Annotated in this window: 19 protein-coding genes and 1 tRNA gene; 5 read left to right on the top strand and 15 right to left on the bottom strand. The window is 42.2% G+C overall.

Translation table 11 applies throughout. The features are described 5' to 3' along the window. From LVQ96_06335 to LVQ96_06295, 9 genes are all read right to left on the bottom strand, one after another. Positions 1-177, bottom strand: a complete 177-nt coding sequence (locus LVQ96_06335; GenBank protein ID MCW6170772.1) for a hypothetical protein — start codon at positions 175-177, stop codon at positions 1-3. After that, positions 174-812, bottom strand: a complete 639-nt coding sequence (locus LVQ96_06330) for a V-type ATP synthase subunit D (protein ID MCW6170771.1) — start codon at positions 810-812, stop codon at positions 174-176. The genes LVQ96_06335 and LVQ96_06330 overlap by 4 nt, the downstream gene beginning before the upstream one ends. Further along, positions 799-2193, bottom strand: a complete 1395-nt coding sequence (locus LVQ96_06325; protein MCW6170770.1) for a V-type ATP synthase subunit B — start codon at positions 2191-2193, stop codon at positions 799-801. Before LVQ96_06325 ends, LVQ96_06330 begins: the two co-directional genes overlap by 14 nt. Continuing rightward, positions 2193-5024 carry a V-type ATP synthase subunit A gene (locus LVQ96_06320; GenBank protein ID MCW6170769.1) on the bottom strand — a complete coding sequence of 944 codons (2832 nt, stop codon included), beginning with the start codon at positions 5022-5024 and terminating at the stop codon, positions 2193-2195. The genes LVQ96_06325 and LVQ96_06320 overlap by 1 nt, the downstream gene beginning before the upstream one ends. 3 nt (positions 5025-5027) lie before the next feature. Beyond that, entirely contained in the window at positions 5028-5381 is a 354-nt protein-coding gene (locus tag LVQ96_06315) for a V-type ATP synthase subunit F (protein ID MCW6170768.1), read from the bottom strand. A gap of 144 nt (positions 5382-5525) precedes the next feature. After that, complete coding sequence (locus LVQ96_06310) at positions 5526-6581, bottom strand: V-type ATPase subunit (GenBank protein MCW6170767.1); 1056 nt, start codon at positions 6579-6581, stop codon at positions 5526-5528. Between the two features lies 1 nt (position 6582). Next, positions 6583-7152 carry a hypothetical protein gene (locus LVQ96_06305; protein ID MCW6170766.1) on the bottom strand — a complete coding sequence of 190 codons (570 nt, stop codon included), beginning with the start codon at positions 7150-7152 and terminating at the stop codon, positions 6583-6585. A gap of 7 nt (positions 7153-7159) precedes the next feature. Then, on the bottom strand, positions 7160-7393 hold the full coding sequence (locus tag LVQ96_06300) for an ATPase (GenBank protein MCW6170765.1): 234 nt from the start codon (positions 7391-7393) through the stop codon (positions 7160-7162). 140 nt (positions 7394-7533) lie between these two features. Beyond that, positions 7534-8235, bottom strand: a complete 702-nt coding sequence (locus tag LVQ96_06295) for a stage II sporulation protein M (GenBank protein MCW6170764.1) — start codon at positions 8233-8235, stop codon at positions 7534-7536. 135 nt (positions 8236-8370) lie between these two features. Between LVQ96_06295 and LVQ96_06290 the strand changes: the two genes are divergently transcribed. Next, entirely contained in the window at positions 8371-9276 is a 906-nt protein-coding gene (locus LVQ96_06290) for a hypothetical protein (protein ID MCW6170763.1), read from the top strand. Here LVQ96_06290 and LVQ96_06285 read toward each other — a convergent pair. The 4 genes from LVQ96_06285 to LVQ96_06270 all read right to left on the bottom strand — a co-directional run bounded on the left by LVQ96_06285 (position 9259) and on the right by LVQ96_06270 (position 13639). After that, complete coding sequence (locus LVQ96_06285) at positions 9259-11244, bottom strand: 4Fe-4S dicluster domain-containing protein (GenBank protein ID MCW6170762.1); 1986 nt, start codon at positions 11242-11244, stop codon at positions 9259-9261. The two genes, LVQ96_06290 and LVQ96_06285, sit on opposite strands and share 18 nt — an antisense overlap. 88 nt (positions 11245-11332) lie before the next feature. Next, positions 11333-11869, bottom strand: coding sequence for a ZPR1 zinc finger domain-containing protein (locus LVQ96_06280; protein ID MCW6170761.1), 537 nt, complete (start codon positions 11867-11869; stop codon positions 11333-11335). Continuing rightward, complete coding sequence (fni, locus tag LVQ96_06275) at positions 11853-12911, bottom strand: type 2 isopentenyl-diphosphate Delta-isomerase (protein ID MCW6170760.1); 1059 nt, start codon at positions 12909-12911, stop codon at positions 11853-11855. Before fni ends, LVQ96_06280 begins: the two co-directional genes overlap by 17 nt. Then, complete coding sequence (locus tag LVQ96_06270; GenBank protein MCW6170759.1) at positions 12908-13639, bottom strand: isopentenyl phosphate kinase family protein; 732 nt, start codon at positions 13637-13639, stop codon at positions 12908-12910. Before LVQ96_06270 ends, fni begins: the two co-directional genes overlap by 4 nt. A gap of 192 nt (positions 13640-13831) precedes the next feature. On the opposite strand from LVQ96_06270, the gene LVQ96_06265 reads away from it, so the two are divergent. Further along, positions 13832-14413 carry a class I SAM-dependent methyltransferase gene (locus LVQ96_06265; GenBank protein ID MCW6170758.1) on the top strand — a complete coding sequence of 194 codons (582 nt, stop codon included), beginning with the start codon at positions 13832-13834 and terminating at the stop codon, positions 14411-14413. A gap of 10 nt (positions 14414-14423) precedes the next feature. Here LVQ96_06265 and LVQ96_06260 read toward each other — a convergent pair whose 3' ends face one another. Next, on the bottom strand, positions 14424-14795 hold the full coding sequence (locus LVQ96_06260; GenBank protein ID MCW6170757.1) for a hypothetical protein: 372 nt from the start codon (positions 14793-14795) through the stop codon (positions 14424-14426). A 116-nt stretch (positions 14796-14911) separates the two neighbouring features. On the opposite strand from LVQ96_06260, the gene LVQ96_06255 reads away from it, so the two are divergent. From LVQ96_06255 to LVQ96_06245, 3 genes are all read left to right on the top strand, one after another. Next, positions 14912-14983, top strand: a tRNA-Ala gene (locus LVQ96_06255). A gap of 109 nt (positions 14984-15092) precedes the next feature. Beyond that, positions 15093-16124, top strand: a complete 1032-nt coding sequence (locus LVQ96_06250) for a hypothetical protein (protein MCW6170756.1) — start codon at positions 15093-15095, stop codon at positions 16122-16124. Beyond that, positions 16114-16860, top strand: coding sequence for a hypothetical protein (locus LVQ96_06245; GenBank protein ID MCW6170755.1), 747 nt, complete (start codon positions 16114-16116; stop codon positions 16858-16860). The genes LVQ96_06250 and LVQ96_06245 overlap by 11 nt, the downstream gene beginning before the upstream one ends. Before the next feature lie 47 nt (positions 16861-16907). Here the strand turns inward: LVQ96_06245 and LVQ96_06240 are convergent. After that, the coding region (locus tag LVQ96_06240) for a hypothetical protein (protein ID MCW6170754.1) at positions 16908-17199 on the bottom strand (292 nt) is incomplete at its 5' end.

Raw genomic sequence — 17199 nt, 5'->3', positions numbered from 1 at the left:
TCATATCACCCCGAAAGCAACAAGCATCAGCAGTGTCGCTGCAATTACCGGATTGAGAATAAAGACTATTGCCCTTATTTTTATAAAACGCCTGAGATTCGTGTTCTCTTCGAGATCCCTGCTTGTTATTTTGTAATCCGAGTATTTCAGGTAAGGTTTCATCCACGGCTTTATCATATTGCTTCACCATTTTTCATAAGCTTCTTCTTTATCATCTTAAGGTTTGTGAATGTGTCACGTTCTATCTCGTCCAATCTGCCTCGTATATACCTGGCAACTGAGCTCAATTCAGGGATAAGAATATTTTCTATAGCATTAGATCTTCTCTTGGTCTTGTCGATCTCTATAAGCAATTTTCTCATTGAGTTTTCTTTCTCCGCAATTTCCAGTATTTGCCTGTAGACAATCTCAAACATGCCTATAGCATCGTTTATGGGCGCCGGTACAGAAGTGGATCGATAAAGGTTGGAAAGAATCGTCGGGCTGTACTCACTGTTGAGTTCCGGTATCTTAACACCCATCACGTTCTTCAATCCAACTTCAACCGTAGAATCTGCAGACATATAGGCTATGCGTTCAAGTTCCATCGTTCCGGAAATTATCTCTGCAGACTTAAGCGTGCTGAGCGCATTTCCAACATCGCTTCGAAGATTCTCCCTCATTCCGCTCACCTGCTTGCTTATGGCGAAGAATTCCATGACAAGGGATGAACGTTTCATCTTCAGGAGATGGAGTCCCCTTGTCGCTAGCTTGATCCTTTTTTTTATCTGGATAAGCTCGATTCTTGTGGGCTTAACTTCAAGTCGTGGCATCCTTTTTTCCCCATTTTCCGTACTTGTCAATGAATTCTCTCTTCACTCTCTTCATATCCGCCTCTGGAAGATCAGAAAGCAGATCCCATCCGATAGAGAGCGTTTCTTCTATCGTCCGATCTTCATAGAAGTCCTGATTTACATATTTTCCTTCAAAGTTTTCCGCAAACTTGAGATATTTCCTGTCGTTAGCCCCGAGTGCCTCTTCCCCGACTATTGCACTCAGTGACCTCAAGTCCTTTCCATTGGCATAAGCTGAATAAAGCTGGTCCGCAACACCCCTGTGATCCTCCCTCGTTCTTCCTTTACCTATTCCCTGGTTCATGAGCCTTGAGAGGGATGGAAGAACATCTATCGGTGGGTAGATTGATTTCCTTTCAAGTTCCCTGCTAACTACTATCTGGCCTTCTGTTATATAACCTGTAAGGTCCGGGATAGGATTCGTTATGTCATCACCTGGCATTGTAAGTATAGGTATCTGAGTTATGGACCCATTCTTACCCTTTATCTTTCCTGCCCTCTCATATATCGTGCTCAGATCGGTATACATGTAGCCCGGGTATCCGCGCCGCCCTGGAACTTCTTCACGCGCTGAGGATATCTCTCTCAGCGCCTCACAGTAATTAGTCATGTCCGTAAGGATGACCAGGATGTGCATCTCCCTTTCATACGCCAGGTACTCTGCAGTTGTAAGCGCAACCTTCGGGAGTATAATTCGCTCCATACTCGGATCAGATGAAAGGTTCAGGAAAAGGACGGACCTTGATATAGCTCCAGTCTTGGTGAATTCGCTTATGAAGTAATTGGCCTCCTCGCTGGTTATACCCATGGCACCGAAAACGACCGCGAAACTCTCACTCCCGCTGAGAACCTTGGCCTGTCTTGCTATCTGGGCCGCAAGCATATTGTGAGGCAGCCCTGATCCAGAAAATATAGGAAGCTTTTGCCCTCTAACCAGCGTGTTCATTCCATCTATCGTGGATATTCCAGTTTCAATGAACTCTGATGGCTCCTCACGTGAATAAGGATTTATTGCGTTTCCCACGATTTCTACCTTCTCCTTGCTGAGTATGCGAGGCATGTTATCTATCGGTTCTCCGAGCCCGTTGAATACCCTGCCGAGCATCTCGTCAGATACGGATACTTTAGCGGATGATCCGAGAAACTTCACCTTCGTGTTGTTAACGTCGAGACCAGTCGTTGAGCCGAATATCTGCACCACAGCCAGATTCGAGCTTGTGTCCAAAACCTGTCCCATCCTCTTTTCTCCATTTTCAAGCTCTATCTCAACCATTTCATTATAGGCGGCATCCTTCACCTTCTCGACAAAAACAAGTGGTCCCGATATCTGGTTAACAGTTTTATAACTTATAAGCGACATTATTTAGCCTCCGCCAATGAATCTATTTCCTTTTTTATCTCGCTTTGAAGATTCTCATAATAAGAATCGATCTCAGAATCTTTAACTTCCTTCATTCTTGAGATCATGGACCTGACCGGTGCTTCTTGAAGGGTTGTTATAGGTACGCCTCCTTCAATAGTGCGAGACTGAGCATTCCCAAGAGACAGTATAGATTTAAGCATAAGGTACTGCTTCTTCAGGGAACAGTACTGATCGATGTCATCAAATGCACTTTGTTGAAGAAAATCTTCCCGTATCATCCTCGCTATATCAAGAGTGTTTTTCTCCCTATCAGGTAAGGAGTCATAACCAACCAGCTGAGCAACTTCTTGGAGCTCTGCCTCCTTTTGAAGTAGCTCCATCGCACTTCCAAACTGCTTCGTGAAATCCTCTGCGACGTTCTTGTCGAACCAAGTCGTCAGATCTTTGTGATATAGAGAGTAGCTGTTCAACCAGTTTATGGATGGGAAATGCCTCCTCGAAGCAAGTGACGCATCGAGCGCCCAGAACACACGGGTGACCCTCAGAGTGTTTTGAGAAACGGGCTCGGATATATCCCCCCCTGGAGGTGAAACAGCTCCGACTATCGTTACTGATCCATGCCTTGAATCATCTGAAAGAACGATCGAGTTCCCGGAACGCTCGTAGAATTCGGCGAGTCTCCTGCCCAAATATGCGGGATACCCCTCTTCGCCTGGCATTTCCTCAAGCCTTCCTGAAATTTCCCTCAAGGCTTCTGCCCATCTAGATGTACTGTCTGCCATAAGCGCAACATCATATCCCATGTCACGGTAATACTCCGCTATGGTTATTCCAGTGTAGATACTGGCCTCCCTGGCAGCAACCGGCATGTTCGAGGTGTTTGCAATCAGGACCGTTCTCTCCATCAGAGGTTTTCCGGACCTTGGATCAACGAGTTCCGGGAAAGTCGAAAGTATTTCTGTCATCTCATTTCCCCGTTCACCACATCCAACATAGATTACGATATCGCTGTCTGCCCATTTTGAAAGCTGGTGCTGAACAACTGTATTGTGCAAAACTATACCGCCATGCCCGCCAATAAAGTTGAAATTATCATCGGGAAGTGAGAAATCATAGACGTCAAACTCTCCATTTTCGACAGAGATTTCGATGATTTCATCGGCGAAAACACCACTATCTGCAACCATTGTGTCAGCTTCTTCGGAAAGAATTTGTGACAAGGTTAATCCGCCATTATTCGAACTTACAGATATACTTTCAGCTGAACTGTTCTCAACATGAAGCGAGAATGAATCATTTTCATAAGATAGTGTATGGAATTGACCAAGGCGAGCAAGAAGATATGAAAATTGATCAAGAGATTCAGCATTTTCAAAATTCACTTTCTCATCTGAAGAGGTTTCGAGAACAGTGTTCACGAACGCACTGACGGAGGCATCGGATGAAGTCATTATAGATTCCGGAATGATCTTCCTCCCTTCCTGATCCAGAGCTATACTTCTAACAAAACTTGAAATTATCTTGCTCTCTATAACTATCGTACCCTCAGATGAATTCTCAGTTATAACCGTCGGCCCAAACAGGCGGTCTACACGGTTTAGCAGAGACCTTTCACCCAGGCGAGGTTTCAGCGATAACTTATTGTCGTTGATGTTCCCGGAACAGAAGAATATTGCAAGAAAGACGGCAAGATCAGGATTCATCCTTTGCGGAATAGCGTGCTCGTCGCCGTTTGAAGAAAAGCGAACGATACTGTCTTCTGCATTAATGGTTATCTTATTGACGGATAGGATTCTATCTCCTTCCTTTAGATCTTTGGCCATGACTTCGGATATGTTTGAATCACTTCCAACAGAGAAAAGTTTGTGCACTGGAGTTACCTTCACTCGTCTTCCGGATCTTGTCCTGATCGATACCATCGAATCGCTCTTTCCATGATATATTATCGAAGAGCGGCTTTTGGCCACGCACGAATCCTTGAACGAGAACAGCCCAATGCCTTCTGGCATAACTATGATTTTCTCGTTGCCCGATGTGATACCATCGTCGTATTGACTGAAAATTTCCCCTATTTTTCTGATACTGCCATCCTGCATGATGACAGGAGTGTCTCCAGAAACGCATTTTCCAGATCCGAATGGACCCGGCACTGCAACTGTCCCACCTTTCGCCACGGGGAAGAATGTATCTATGACACGCTGCCCAGTTACAAGCGGAATTTCCGGCGGTAGCTTCCTCAGCACGCGCCTTGCAATTCTTACAGGCCATTCCTGTTTCATCTTTACTTCAAATTTGTCTTTGCCGCTTGTGATCTCCGCTACTGTATCGTTTACAGTCATCTTCCCTTCAGATATCTTTGTGATCTTACCTGAAACGTTTGGAGGAACCATTATCTTGTGCTCGATTATCCCGGTCTCCTGAACAGTTCCAAGAATCTTCCCTGGAACGACCTCATCTCCTTTCTTTACAACTGGTCTGAAGTCCCAAGTTTTGTTGGGGTCGAGAGAAGGCGCAGTTATACCTCTTCCTATGAAATTCCCGCTTTTTTCCCTGATAACATCAAGAGGCCTCTGTATCCCGTCGTAGATGGATTTCAGAAGCCCAGGACCGAGCTCAACAGAAAGGGGTCTACCCGTGTTTTCCACATCCTCACCGGGACGTATGCCACTCGTATCCTCATACACCTGTATTGTGGATCGATTCCCAACAATTTTTATAATCTCCCCTACGAGTTTCAGTTTTCCAACACGTACGACATCGAACATCTTTGCATTTTCTACATCTTCGGCAATCACGACAGGTCCAGAAATTCTTACAATTATTCCCATTGTTTATCCCCTTATTTCAATCCCAAGCACACGCCTGGCCAAATCCGATACGGATTCTATGTCCTTTCCACCTGGCAAAGGTATGAAGACAACCAGTGGATCCGTAGACATATCCACCAAACTTGCTGTCTTGCTGTCCAGGTATTCCTTCAGGCTTTCGGAAGCCATGATCAGCGAATACTTCTTTTCTCTAACTAATTCCATAAGTTTGGAGGCCCCTTCTTCCTTATCCGCTATGAATGAACTGTTTATACCAAGGAGCCTGAAACCCAAGACAAGTTCTCTTTCGCCTACAACCGCAACACTACCTACCTTAAGATTTTTTGATTTATTTTTTGGTTCAACAGGATCAGGCATAGATGTTGCCTCCAGTATAATGACAGCCGTTCGAATTACTTGACAAAGTATACGGTGATCTAAGACTAACGCTATTAAACATTCCTTCGTTTAAAGATAAATTCATCCTTAAATTTCCATTAATCATACCTGGATTATCTCCCTCTAAGGCATTGCCATTCGGCTTATTGTTTTTTCATCAAGCGTATAGAATTTTCCCATTGCAATAGAGCGTATACGCTCACGCTCCAGTTCTGATTTGATTATGAAGGCAAAGGTGAATGATACAGATAGTGCCTGTTCGGAAAATATGGATATATATTTCCTTAACATCTGCTCTCTGAGGCTTAGTTCTATGTCTCCAAGCTTAGTGCCAGATTCAGGAATCGCACCAGCTATCTCCTGATTGCCTGTGATCATTAAAACGGCCTGTTTTATATTTCCAGTACGGTGAGCGTCCTGAAGCTTAGAAATAAGGACTGTTCCGAATGGTATGAGAGATTCTTTGATTCTATCAAATTCAACATTCAATGATATTGCTTTGAGGATAATCATGGCATTTCTCAGATCTACCGTATCCGAAAAAAAGGATCTAACCGGCCCTTCATCCCCGTTGAAGAACTTCAACGATTCGAAAATGTGGAGATAGTAATAATTATCCAGGGCAAAAAGAAGTATCCCTACGTCCCCCGATTTCCTATACCTTTCCATGTATTGCAGCATGAACTGGCCATATCCAAAATTTGAAAGATAATTAACAACATCTTCAATTGTATCTTTAGACAGCAACACCTTGAAATCGTCGTGGGTAAGATTTCCCCCGAACAGTCCGAGAGGAATATCCCGGAAGCTTATCAGAAAGTTCTCAGTATCCTTTATTCCGTATCCCATATATTTTGCCGAGATTATGGACTTTATGTTCTCGACGTCCCACTTCGAGAGATAGGATCTTATTATGTCCCTTGCAGGCGTAGGCGCAGCAAACAGTGCGATCCTATTTCTCATTATAAGCCGGTGATTCAGTGAGAGTTCTATGAGATCGAGGCCCTTGTTGATTGCGGAGAATGTGTCCATGTCGCTTCTGTAGAGTGTTGAATATAGCTTTGAAGACAGGTCTTCGACGTTCTTTGCCTGAAGCAAGTCTCTGAATGTTTCCTCGCTCAGAAATTCGGAACTATATGCCCTTATCCTCCCATAGGCCCCGGTGTACGAAGCGTTCAAATTAATCACCTATGTGGTCTGAAATCTTTGCAGCGATCGAATCTGCAATATTTGCAAAAACTGTTGGAAAAGAGAGATCGAGTTCCATAGATCCGTCTTTCGAATAAGCTATGATGCCACCGTGTAGATCGTCCTTCGCGTAGCTGAAGTGCAGTTTCGTCCTGTTCTTTACAAGAGAGGTGTCCTTTTTGGATATTGTTATAACACAGTCCTGGCCAAGTGATCCAATTGCGATTCCAACCATTTTATTAAGGATCTCAGAGTATTCTTTTTTCCTATCGATAAGGTCAAAGAAGTACATTTGTGCTCTTCCGACTGCCTCATCTACAAGATCACTTTTTTTTGTCCTTACTATTTTGAAGCTGTCCATCTCGGCTGAACTGAGTATCGAACGTTCCACAACCCTTTTCTCATCTGCAAATCTCTTTTCATACTCTTCCGTGAGATCCGCTACCTGCTGATCTTGCTTCTTTTTCAGGACACTAAACTGATCCTCATAATATCGAATTACCTTTTCACGCTCTTCCAGGCCTTTCTGTTCAACGTCCTTCAGGATTTCTTCCAGTGCCATAATAACCTTAAAGGATGTTCTTGAGAAGTATAAAACCTAAAGCAAACCCAATTACCCATAGCGTCTCAGGAATAACGAAGAAGAATATAACCTGACCAAATTTCTCAGGTTTCTCAGCTATTATTCCCATTCCCGCCGCACCAATTCCTTGCTGAGCCATACCAGTACCTATAAGACCACCAGCAATAGCAATAGCAGCAGCTACCGCGAGTATAGCAGTTTCTAAACTAACAGCCGCCATAAAATACTTGCACCTGGTAGAATATGACTATAGGATATATAAAACTCGATGTTAATTTGTCCGCCGACTAAGATTTCTTAATAAGAAAAAACTATAATGAAATACATATTGGTGATATCGGATATGTACCATCTGAGAACTCAAACGTTTTCAAAGCTAAATGTATCGATATCCTTGCCCTTCGGCTTATATTCATCACGGTTTATACGCCTGTAAAGCATTATCAGGAGGAATATTACGGGAACCGCTGGTATCCACATCATAAGAGGGTAAACCACGTTATTGGCGGATGGTCCCGAAAGGACTATCTCCACCGATTCAAATGTACCAGCAATGGCAAGTTCGAGCGCCATGAAGAGATACATGTAAAGTATCTTTCTGGCACGTTCAGCTAAAAACTTCCTTCCTTTTATCAGGGAGTAAAAGAGATATACGCTGGTGCTGAAGGCTATCGCGTAGGAGGGGAGTTCTATCCATGTATCCGGCAAAAGGGCCAGAGAAAGGAATATCAAAATACCAGAATGATACAGCGCATAGCCCTCTGCTGCTATGACAAGTGATGTGGTAACAGTTGAAAGCGCGAAGAATAGCCAACCGATAACTGGGATAAACTCAATTGTAGCTACCATTAGGTTATGTGGAAAGATTTCGAATATCATACCAACAAGACCCATAGAGTATATTGACTGCCTCTCAGTATTTAGTGAACCGACGAGGACGCTACTATGGAAATCAAGTGAGGATATACTTATGTAAAGTATTATCTCCACAATGAAGGTCACGAGAAAGATACGGCGAAGCATAAGAACGCCATCTTTATAAAAAAAGTCCTTAAGATTCATGTTTAACATATTAGTAACATATAATTAATACATTTCTCTCTCTAGAAAGGGGACATTAACGAAAGAGAGGAAATTTTAGTAAAAAAAGAATCATCCAATGGATTATTAATTATAATATGTCAAAATACCTCTGTAATGGATAATCTGCCCTATGTTATACTGACTGAAATACTAATGGCACCCTTTATCGTGTGGTTGATAAGCTTCATTATCAAGAATGCTCACAATCTCACTAATAGAAATTATTCCCTTGAACTTATTTTGCTGACAATGATGGGCAGCATGCTCGATGCACTTGTATACTATATCGTTACCATTCCCTCTTTTTTTAGCGTTGTCCTGGCAGTTAGCATCGCTATGCTGGCTATGACAGCAGTAATTGTGTATGCGCTTTGGGAAATTACAATGAAACCTATAGCCAAGAATCTCAGCAGGCCAAAGATAATAGCCTTCGCCCTTTTTCTTGTCTGGAATGAGGTGTCTATGGGGGTATTTCTCAGGGTTCTCGCGTTCCCGTTCTCAGGCACCGTCGATTTTGTTAGTCTTTTATCGTATTTCGGAAATGCAATTACAAGTTACCTTTTCCTTGCACCGATGCTTGTTGAAATGCTTTTTTTTCTCATGCTTTCACTTAATAAGGCGATTGAAAAAAGAATTGCCTTCTCAATTTTTCTGATGCAGATCGCTGATCCTGCTATGTTTGGAAAATCTGCTGCGGTGATACCTCTACTGATAGCATATGCAATAATTATGCTGTTCGTCATCATATTTGCCTTCGGTTATATGTACAGGAAAAGAGCATCGTTCAAAAGGACAGATTGGAAACTCTTCTCTTTGTTAATACTGATAATAATTATATCCGCTGTCGGCCTAGTAATTCCCGCCTTAGTCGTCAGACCTTTCGGGTTGTCATGGTTTGTGCTTGGGCTATCTATGATGGTATCCATGCTCATATATTTCGAGATTGTTTTGGGATTATTTTCGCTGCCTGTGGGGCATCCCAAAAGGCAAGAAAATGTAGATTCACTTATTTCTAACTGATTTTTTTTCTTTTATCCAGTGCCTTACGTCATAATAAAATATATTGTCATAAGGGCACGCATTCACGCAGTCGCCAATACCTATACATCTTCCATCTCTGTATTCCCCTTTTGATATGAAACTGCCTGGTTGCCCATAGTTGCCAACCGGGCATGCCTGGGCACAATCTTTTGTCTTGCAGGTGACGCATTGATTCGTATCCTTTACTTTGAGCCTGAAAAAGCCAAATTTTGATATGAAACGGTTAAAATTCCCCCAGTGGCAATATCCTGTATTGACACACCCGTAGGATCCGACATAGGGCATTGTTATGAAAACAACGTACCACAGTATGTCGAAATAGAATATGTAAAGGAAGTATTCAGGATCTGCGCCAAAAATATAGAGACTGATCTTTCCTATGGAATCCAGATAGGATATAACAGCGGTACCAATAATTGAGGCGTATACAGTAAGAGAGACTACACGGTATATCCGACTCCCAGTCTTATTGAATGATGTTATCGATTTTGCACCATTTGATGATCTGTTAAATTTCTTCATCGAATCATAGAACGTGCCCTGATACATCAAAGGGGCCGTGCAGAATACCGAGCACAACTGCCTGGAACCGAAAAGAAAAGAAAGTATACCGCTGATAACATAAGTAAGAATCATTGGGAGGATCAGAAGCGGCGACACCGGCCCGCCAGATCCAATCCCCATTGTCCAGCCAAGAAATGGATAATTGCTAACGGTGTTGGGTATTAGGAAACTAGGTATGAGAACACTGTAGGTTGCATAGGCAACTATCAAAAGACCTAACCTAACCTTGGTTTCCAGATCTCTTGTTACCTTGATCTTGAATACCACAAGAGAACCCATCTCTATGCCCATCATGACGAGAAACCAAACCGACCCAGTTATTCCTCCCACAAATGCAACAAAATCATAAAGAAGGGCGGAAATAATTGTCTGAAAACTCCCAGAAAGTGCAACGAGATTGAGACCAGAGATGAAGGAACTGCCAAAGAACTGCATATCGAATGTTCCGCCCATGAAAAATTCTGCTATGAAAACCGTAAGAAGAAATGAAAATGACCATCTCTTATCTGCCAGCCAGTACGTCTTGCTGCCCTTGTCGAAGTGGTCTTTTTCTGTTATCGAACGCAGATATATGGCCATCTCGAACACCAAGCTGATGGAGAACAGATACAGGCTTTGATTTATCTGCCAAATAAAGACTCCACCCATCATCAGCAAATATGCGCACATGAGGAGGATGACATAGTTGGATTCAGCCCTCATAAGCGACTGTTTTCTGTAGAGTGTTTCAAATATATATATGAAAAATGCCGTCATCACTGCTCCGGCCAGGTAGATGGTGGGTCCAGTCCATGAAGTGGCGTTTATTGCTGGTGGAGAAAGGAACATTATCGCGGACTGAAAAACAAAAACTACGAAAATTGTCTTTCTAAGAGATCGTCTAGAAAACCAAGCAGTCAGTACCATCTCTAGCGCCATTGGGAATATGAACCAGTAGCTTGAAACGGAAGAGGCAATAAATCCCACTGGTTGAGACACGAGTAAATGGAGAGCATCCGGGTCAAGAATTACCCTGAAATCCATGCTCATCAACAACTCACTCAGAATTGCAAAAACGAGAACGTAATATCTCATGAACGAGGCTGGTCTTGGTGTACTGCCAGTGGAAACATCTCTGAAGAAAATAAGCAGGAATGGAATGATCTCTATAAACATTGCAAATACTGCTATTTCAACTCCTGAATATATCGATAGGGTCGTTGGAAAAATCAAGTATATGAGGACACCGACGAACATACCGTTCATCATACCAACGAGAAGGTATACAACAAGTCGATGCAGTGTATTTATGACATTGCGAGCGTAGAATATTATGTACGCAAACGAGACGCCCATGAGGATCATGAAGATCCACAACATGTATGTGAGTGTTGAAATATTCATTCCTGTTCCCTGAATTTAAACTTCGTTAATCTTGATTATGTAGCTATCGGATTATAACAAAGAACAACAACGATCATCGAGTTTTTTCCTAAGGATGTTTTTCTTCCACCGCTCGAGAACTTGCTATCTTGCTTTTTCCGAGAGGGTCATCCAAAATGATAGTGAAGACCTGATTATCCCCTGCAAGAATTCCTTTGATGGTGGCCCTAAGAAGATTGAGCTTCTCAGACTCGTCCTCTGGGGTTATAAAAAGATCAAGTTTGTCCAATATATCCTGTAAGACCCCTTCCACTGTGGTTATCCCTCCCTGTGAATTTTCTCCGGGATCGATGGTTATGCCAAATTCAGGGAGTTCAAGACGCGCCTCCTGTGATCTGTACACTACTGTCCTGAGATCGTCATGCTTGCTGACAAGGAAGGATATCTTTTTCTCTTCAAGCAAATCCAGAGGGATCGTCCGTGTGGACTTGTAGAGACAGTTTTTGCAAAAATATGTCTCTATTTCTATAGCGTTTTCATAGCTTATGGTTGTACGGTAAAAAATGAAATACAGTTCCTTTCCGCAAGAGGGGCAAGGCGTTTCTGTCTTGAACTCAACCGGCATATCCTCAGAATTTGTGTTCATAAATGTTCAACCATGAACCTAATGGCTCTGTGACAAAATACTTTACCTTTTTTAATTTTTTAATATTATCGCTTCTGGTGAGAAACATTGCAATTTTAAGATCCCGCAATATGTAGGATATCTCGCCAATTATCTCATCAGCTGTCGTGTCCGCCGATTTAAGCAGAGATCTTGCAAAACCGCCTGCGACAGCACCAAAAGCTATAGCCTTTGCAAGGTCCTGACCGTTTCTCAGTCCACCGCTCCCTATTACGGGGAGTCCCACATTGCAAAAACTTATTGATGCAGGCGACGGAATCCCCCAGTTCCAAAATGATATGCCTGATCTCATCTTCTCGGTGTCAGAAGATTTCTTTGCCCTGTAGTATTCTATTGCTGCAAAAGATGTACCTCCTGATCCACCTACGTCTATAGCCTTAACTCCAGCATCCTTAAGATCGATGGCGGCCTCACGAGAAAAACCGTTCCCTGTTTCCTTTGCTATGACCGGATAACTCGCTGCGAGCTCCTTCAGCCTTTTCAATACACCCTTTGCATTGTGGTCTCCTTCGGGTTGCACCATTTCCTGAAGATAATTAAAATGTACAATCAGATAATTTGCTTCTATGAGATTGAACAGCTTTTCAATATCCCTGTCAAGAAACGGTTTTTTTGATTGCTGAATAAGTTGGGGGGCTCCAATATTCGCAAACCTTACAGGCACCTTTCTTTCCAATATGACAGAAAATGTCGAAGAAAGTTCCGGTTTTTCGATTGCAGCACGCATGCTGCCAACGCCCATCGGGATGTTAAATTTTTCTGCCGCTACAGCAAGATTATAATTGATCTTCCTTGCTTTGTCCGTACCACCGGTCATTGAAGATATGATCATTGGTGCGCCAATATTATGCCTAATGAATCTCGTTTTTGCATCGATCTTATCAAAATCTATCTCTGGGACGGCTTGGTGTATTAACTTTATGTCGTCCCAGTAGTTGTGTTCCGTCGAAACGTTTTCATTTTCGGCTATTGTTATATGCTCTTCCTTTCTGTTTTCTATCAACCTATCACTGTCCCTATGAACTCACTCGAATCGAGTGCCCTCACGCGATCCGGGAAATTACCATTGATCATGTATGCCTTTGAGCCTAAACGTGCTATCTTCATGGCGGCCGTTACTTTGGCCCTCATCCCGCCAGTAACATCGGTCTCAGTTATTTCAAACGTTGCTTTATCGGATAAGGTTCTCAGGAGCCTTGCATCTTTATGTATCTTTGGATTCTTATCATAAACGCCATCAACATCACTAAAAAATATTACTTTCTCTGGCGATAATTCTGCCGATAGCCTCACAGCGAGATCGTCCCCTGATATTATTCCAATTTTATCACCAATTACATATGTATCCCCAAAAGTCACTGGAACAAATCCAAGGTCAGAATAATACTTGAAAGCAAAGAGTGACATTTCACCGTTCATATAGATTACTGATGGTGGCAGTGATATAGACGGAATTTTAAGGTCGTTGAGTATTGAAATGACCCTCTGATTAAGGTCCACCATATCAGCATGAACCTCAGAAAAACCAAGTAAACTCTCTTTGTTCAATTTCCCAGGAAGCCCAAATTTGTTCGCCTTTATATGACCAAACGAGCCGCCACCATGTATGAGAATAAACTTGGTTTCTAGAGACTTGACCGCTTTAATAATATTATAACAACTATCCGACTGGAACGATTTATACATTGACTTGTTTGTTATGACACTTCCGCCCATCTTGATTATGATCATTTGACACATGGTTAAGTCTTATTGAAATATAAATCAAAGTGTATTCCACGAATTGTTACAAAACATTCAGTATAACATGCCGATAGAATAGCGTTAATTGCAACGGGATCGCAATCCTTTTTGCTGAAAATAATTAACAGATATCAATATCAGAACAAATAAGTTAATTTAATAGGAAAACAATCTCTGTTCATGGGAGACAGAACTACAGATTACTTCGATGCAAATTATCTGAGGTACGATCGGTGGTACGAAACACACAGGAACGAGTACAACGATCAGATTGAATTCCTTAGAACGATAATACCGAGCGGCAATGGCATTGAAATAGGTGTTGGAAGCGGCAGAATTGCGGCTCCGTTAAACATACGATTTGGGCTTGATAGTTCTCAGGAGATGCTGAAATTAGCACAAAGGAGAGGTGTGAAAACATTCCTTGGGGACGCCTATGATACCAAGCTCCCGGACAAGGGTTTCGATTATTCACTTTTTTATGTGACATTATGTTTTCTTAAACAGCCAGAAGAAGCGATTAAGGAGGCGTATCGTATTTCAAAGAAGGTAATTTCAGTAATACTCGACAGAAAGTGCGCATATGTTCAGGATATAATAAAAGATCCGACGGGATTTTATTCTTTTGCAAATTTCTATACTGGGAGAGAGATCGTGGATTTTTACATGAAAGCCGGCCTGAAGGTGACAGGAAACGTTGAAAAAGACCTGAAGATGTCGAACGGAGTCCCTTACAGATTGATTGCGATCACAGGATCATAAGAGATTCGTATTATGGTTTCCTAACAATAACCGTTAGACCATCCAATGCAATAACCTGAATTTTCTCATTCTTTTCTATATTCGATCCATCCGCACTTCTGGCTTTCCACAGCATGCCGTTTACCATTGCCCACCCCTCCGGTGTCAGAGCTTCCCTGACAACGCCGAAAGAGCCAACGAGATTTTCTCTACCCGTATACTTTTTAGTTGTTTGCGACTTGATCAAGCCAAATACAAGCATTATTATGAGAACGGCCAACATACCTATAACCAGGCCTACTATCGTTCCGGTAGCTCCCCCGCCTCCAAGAAAATAACCTATTATGAATATGATTACGAAAGCGGGAATTGAAACGAGTATACCCTTAGTTGTATTTTTCATAGAGATAAATGATGTGTTAGGTTTTTAATCTTTCGAATAATCCAGGGATGAAAATAAACCTAATAGGGGGAATCATACTTAGATTTGACTAAACCTGTTACATGTTTTTCATCAGAGGGCCGGTAGATCAGCGGTAGATCGCCTGCTTTGCAAGCAGGAGGTCTCGGGTTCAAATCCCGACCGGTCCACTATTTTTTATTTCTTGAATTTTTATCACTGATAGGTATTTAGGATATCTCTTTTAACTGATACTTATCAGTGATACATTAATAGAGTATCACTGAATACAGATACAAGATGAATGAAGATCTAAAACTAATTTATCAGTTTATACTTGAGAAACTCCGGATTTCACCAGATGCAAGAATAGAATGGTCGTATCCAATATCTGTTGGGGAAAGGGAATTACTGATAGATTTAGCAATTGAGTCCAGAGACACCATGACGCTTGTTGAAATCAAGTCTAGAATAAATGAAGACGTAATATACAGAATATATGCCATTTCGCACTTAATAAATAAACAATTATTGGGCAAGAAGGAGATTAGATTGGTCTGTGCTGGAAAATCACTGAAGTACAGCACTCAAGAGCTTGCCACAAGGCTGGGTGTAGAGACCTTGCTTATTCCTCCAAAATTGTATCAATACTTGTCACCGAGGGCAGCTACATCTGATGCGACTGCCCCTTTCGAACGCTTAAAAGCAAGCCCGTCAAGACTCACTTCCGAAAAGGCTTGGAAAATTGTCTGTTTTTTACTGACTGATGAACCATCAAACATCCTTGCTGTTTCTAAGAAAACCGGTGTTTCCTATGGATGGACAAACAACATAATTCATAAACTTGAAGACTCCGGAATAATAACTGTGGATTACGGTTTAAGAATCAAAGATATGGACAAGCTTTTCAATGTGGTCTCCTGGGAAAGAGCCCTTGAGGGTCTGCTCCTGGAGACAATAAACACTAATTTCATTACTGCAACCCAGTGTATAGATGAAGTTGCGCTCAATCTCAACAGACTTGGAATTGATTATGCTTTCACTGCCCATTCATCTGCCGTTTCATATGGTTCATCCATAATGAGGGAAGATACTGCATATCTCTACCTCCCAAACCCATCCGACATGGTAGCTCTCAGGTCCTTTTCTGAGAGAGGAGCGGGCAGATGCCACTTGAAGGTGTATGTGCCCGAAAGAGATATCATGAAATCTTCCACCATGTTTAATGGCATTCGGATTGTTGACCTGTGCCAGAACATTCTGGACCTAGCAGGATTAGGTGTGGAGGGACGGATTGCCGCGAAGGATCTGGTGAATAAGAGTGGTAAATGAAGGAGGAGGAGAGACCACTCTGGCCAGGAATTCATTCAACGAGCTCATGTACATTTTTAACTGGAGCATCGCTAACAAAAATTATAGGCCAGGCGATATCATCCTCATAGGCGGATGGGCAGTTCACTCATATAATCCTTGGAAATATTCCCTCGATATCGATTTGATTGCGACCGGTCGTTTCAAGGACACATTAAAAAGACACCTGTACTCGACCCGGGATTACAGTAGAGAAAGGGATTCTACAGGAAACACGCTATACTTAAAGCGTTTGGATTCCGGAAATATCTATCTTGACTTTCTACCAAAAAAGGATCAATTCCACGGAACGGGAAAATTGCTCAATTTGATGGAAATAGAATACGAGACGGTTCTCAAGAATATTTCATATTCCTTTGAGCATGAGTTCCAAGTCTTAGTCCCAGAGATCTCAATGCTTCTCCTGCTAAAGTTAAAAGCGGCATGGGACAGACACTATGACCTATCGCATGAAACCACTCCGGACAAGGACCACTTAAGTGACAAATTCACCAAGGATTGTGGGGATATCATTGCGTTACTTCAGAGTGATGCATTTCAGTTTGCCAGATTTGATTGGTTGTCTTCGATCATATCCGGATTTGAGTTTTTGCGAGACTTCCTGGAGCGGGGAATTATAGCGGACAACTCCACCTTTGACCGTATCTCCCATAAGGAAGGGAAAGCACTAATCAAAAAGTTATTGTCCCTTATTTGATGAAACACTAAATTTAATGACTAAAAGGTTATTAGAGGATGCCTCTTCTATGAAAAAAGTTCGTTAGGCGAATCTTTCATCCTTTTCTCATTTATAAAGTTCATCACCTCATCGAGTTTCTTTATCAGAGAGGGGTTCTGTGTCCTTAACCGCATGGAATTCATCTTTCTCTCTGTCAAGGCATCGATCTCGTCAACGAAATCCTCACCCTTCTTCAGCATTGTGTATATCATTTCAAGAAGTATTCTGGCTATTGCAACTATCGCCCTCTTCTTTCCGATCCTGCGTACAATGCTGAGGTATTTCGATTTCAATCTTTTTGAGTGCTTGATTACGATG

Source organism: Thermoplasmatales archaeon, assembly GCA_026127925.1.
Taxonomy (GTDB): Archaea; Thermoplasmatota; Thermoplasmata; order Thermoplasmatales; family Thermoplasmataceae; genus JAKAYB01.
Note: the sequence above shows the minus strand (reverse complement) of the source record. Positions and strands in the feature narration are given on the sequence as shown.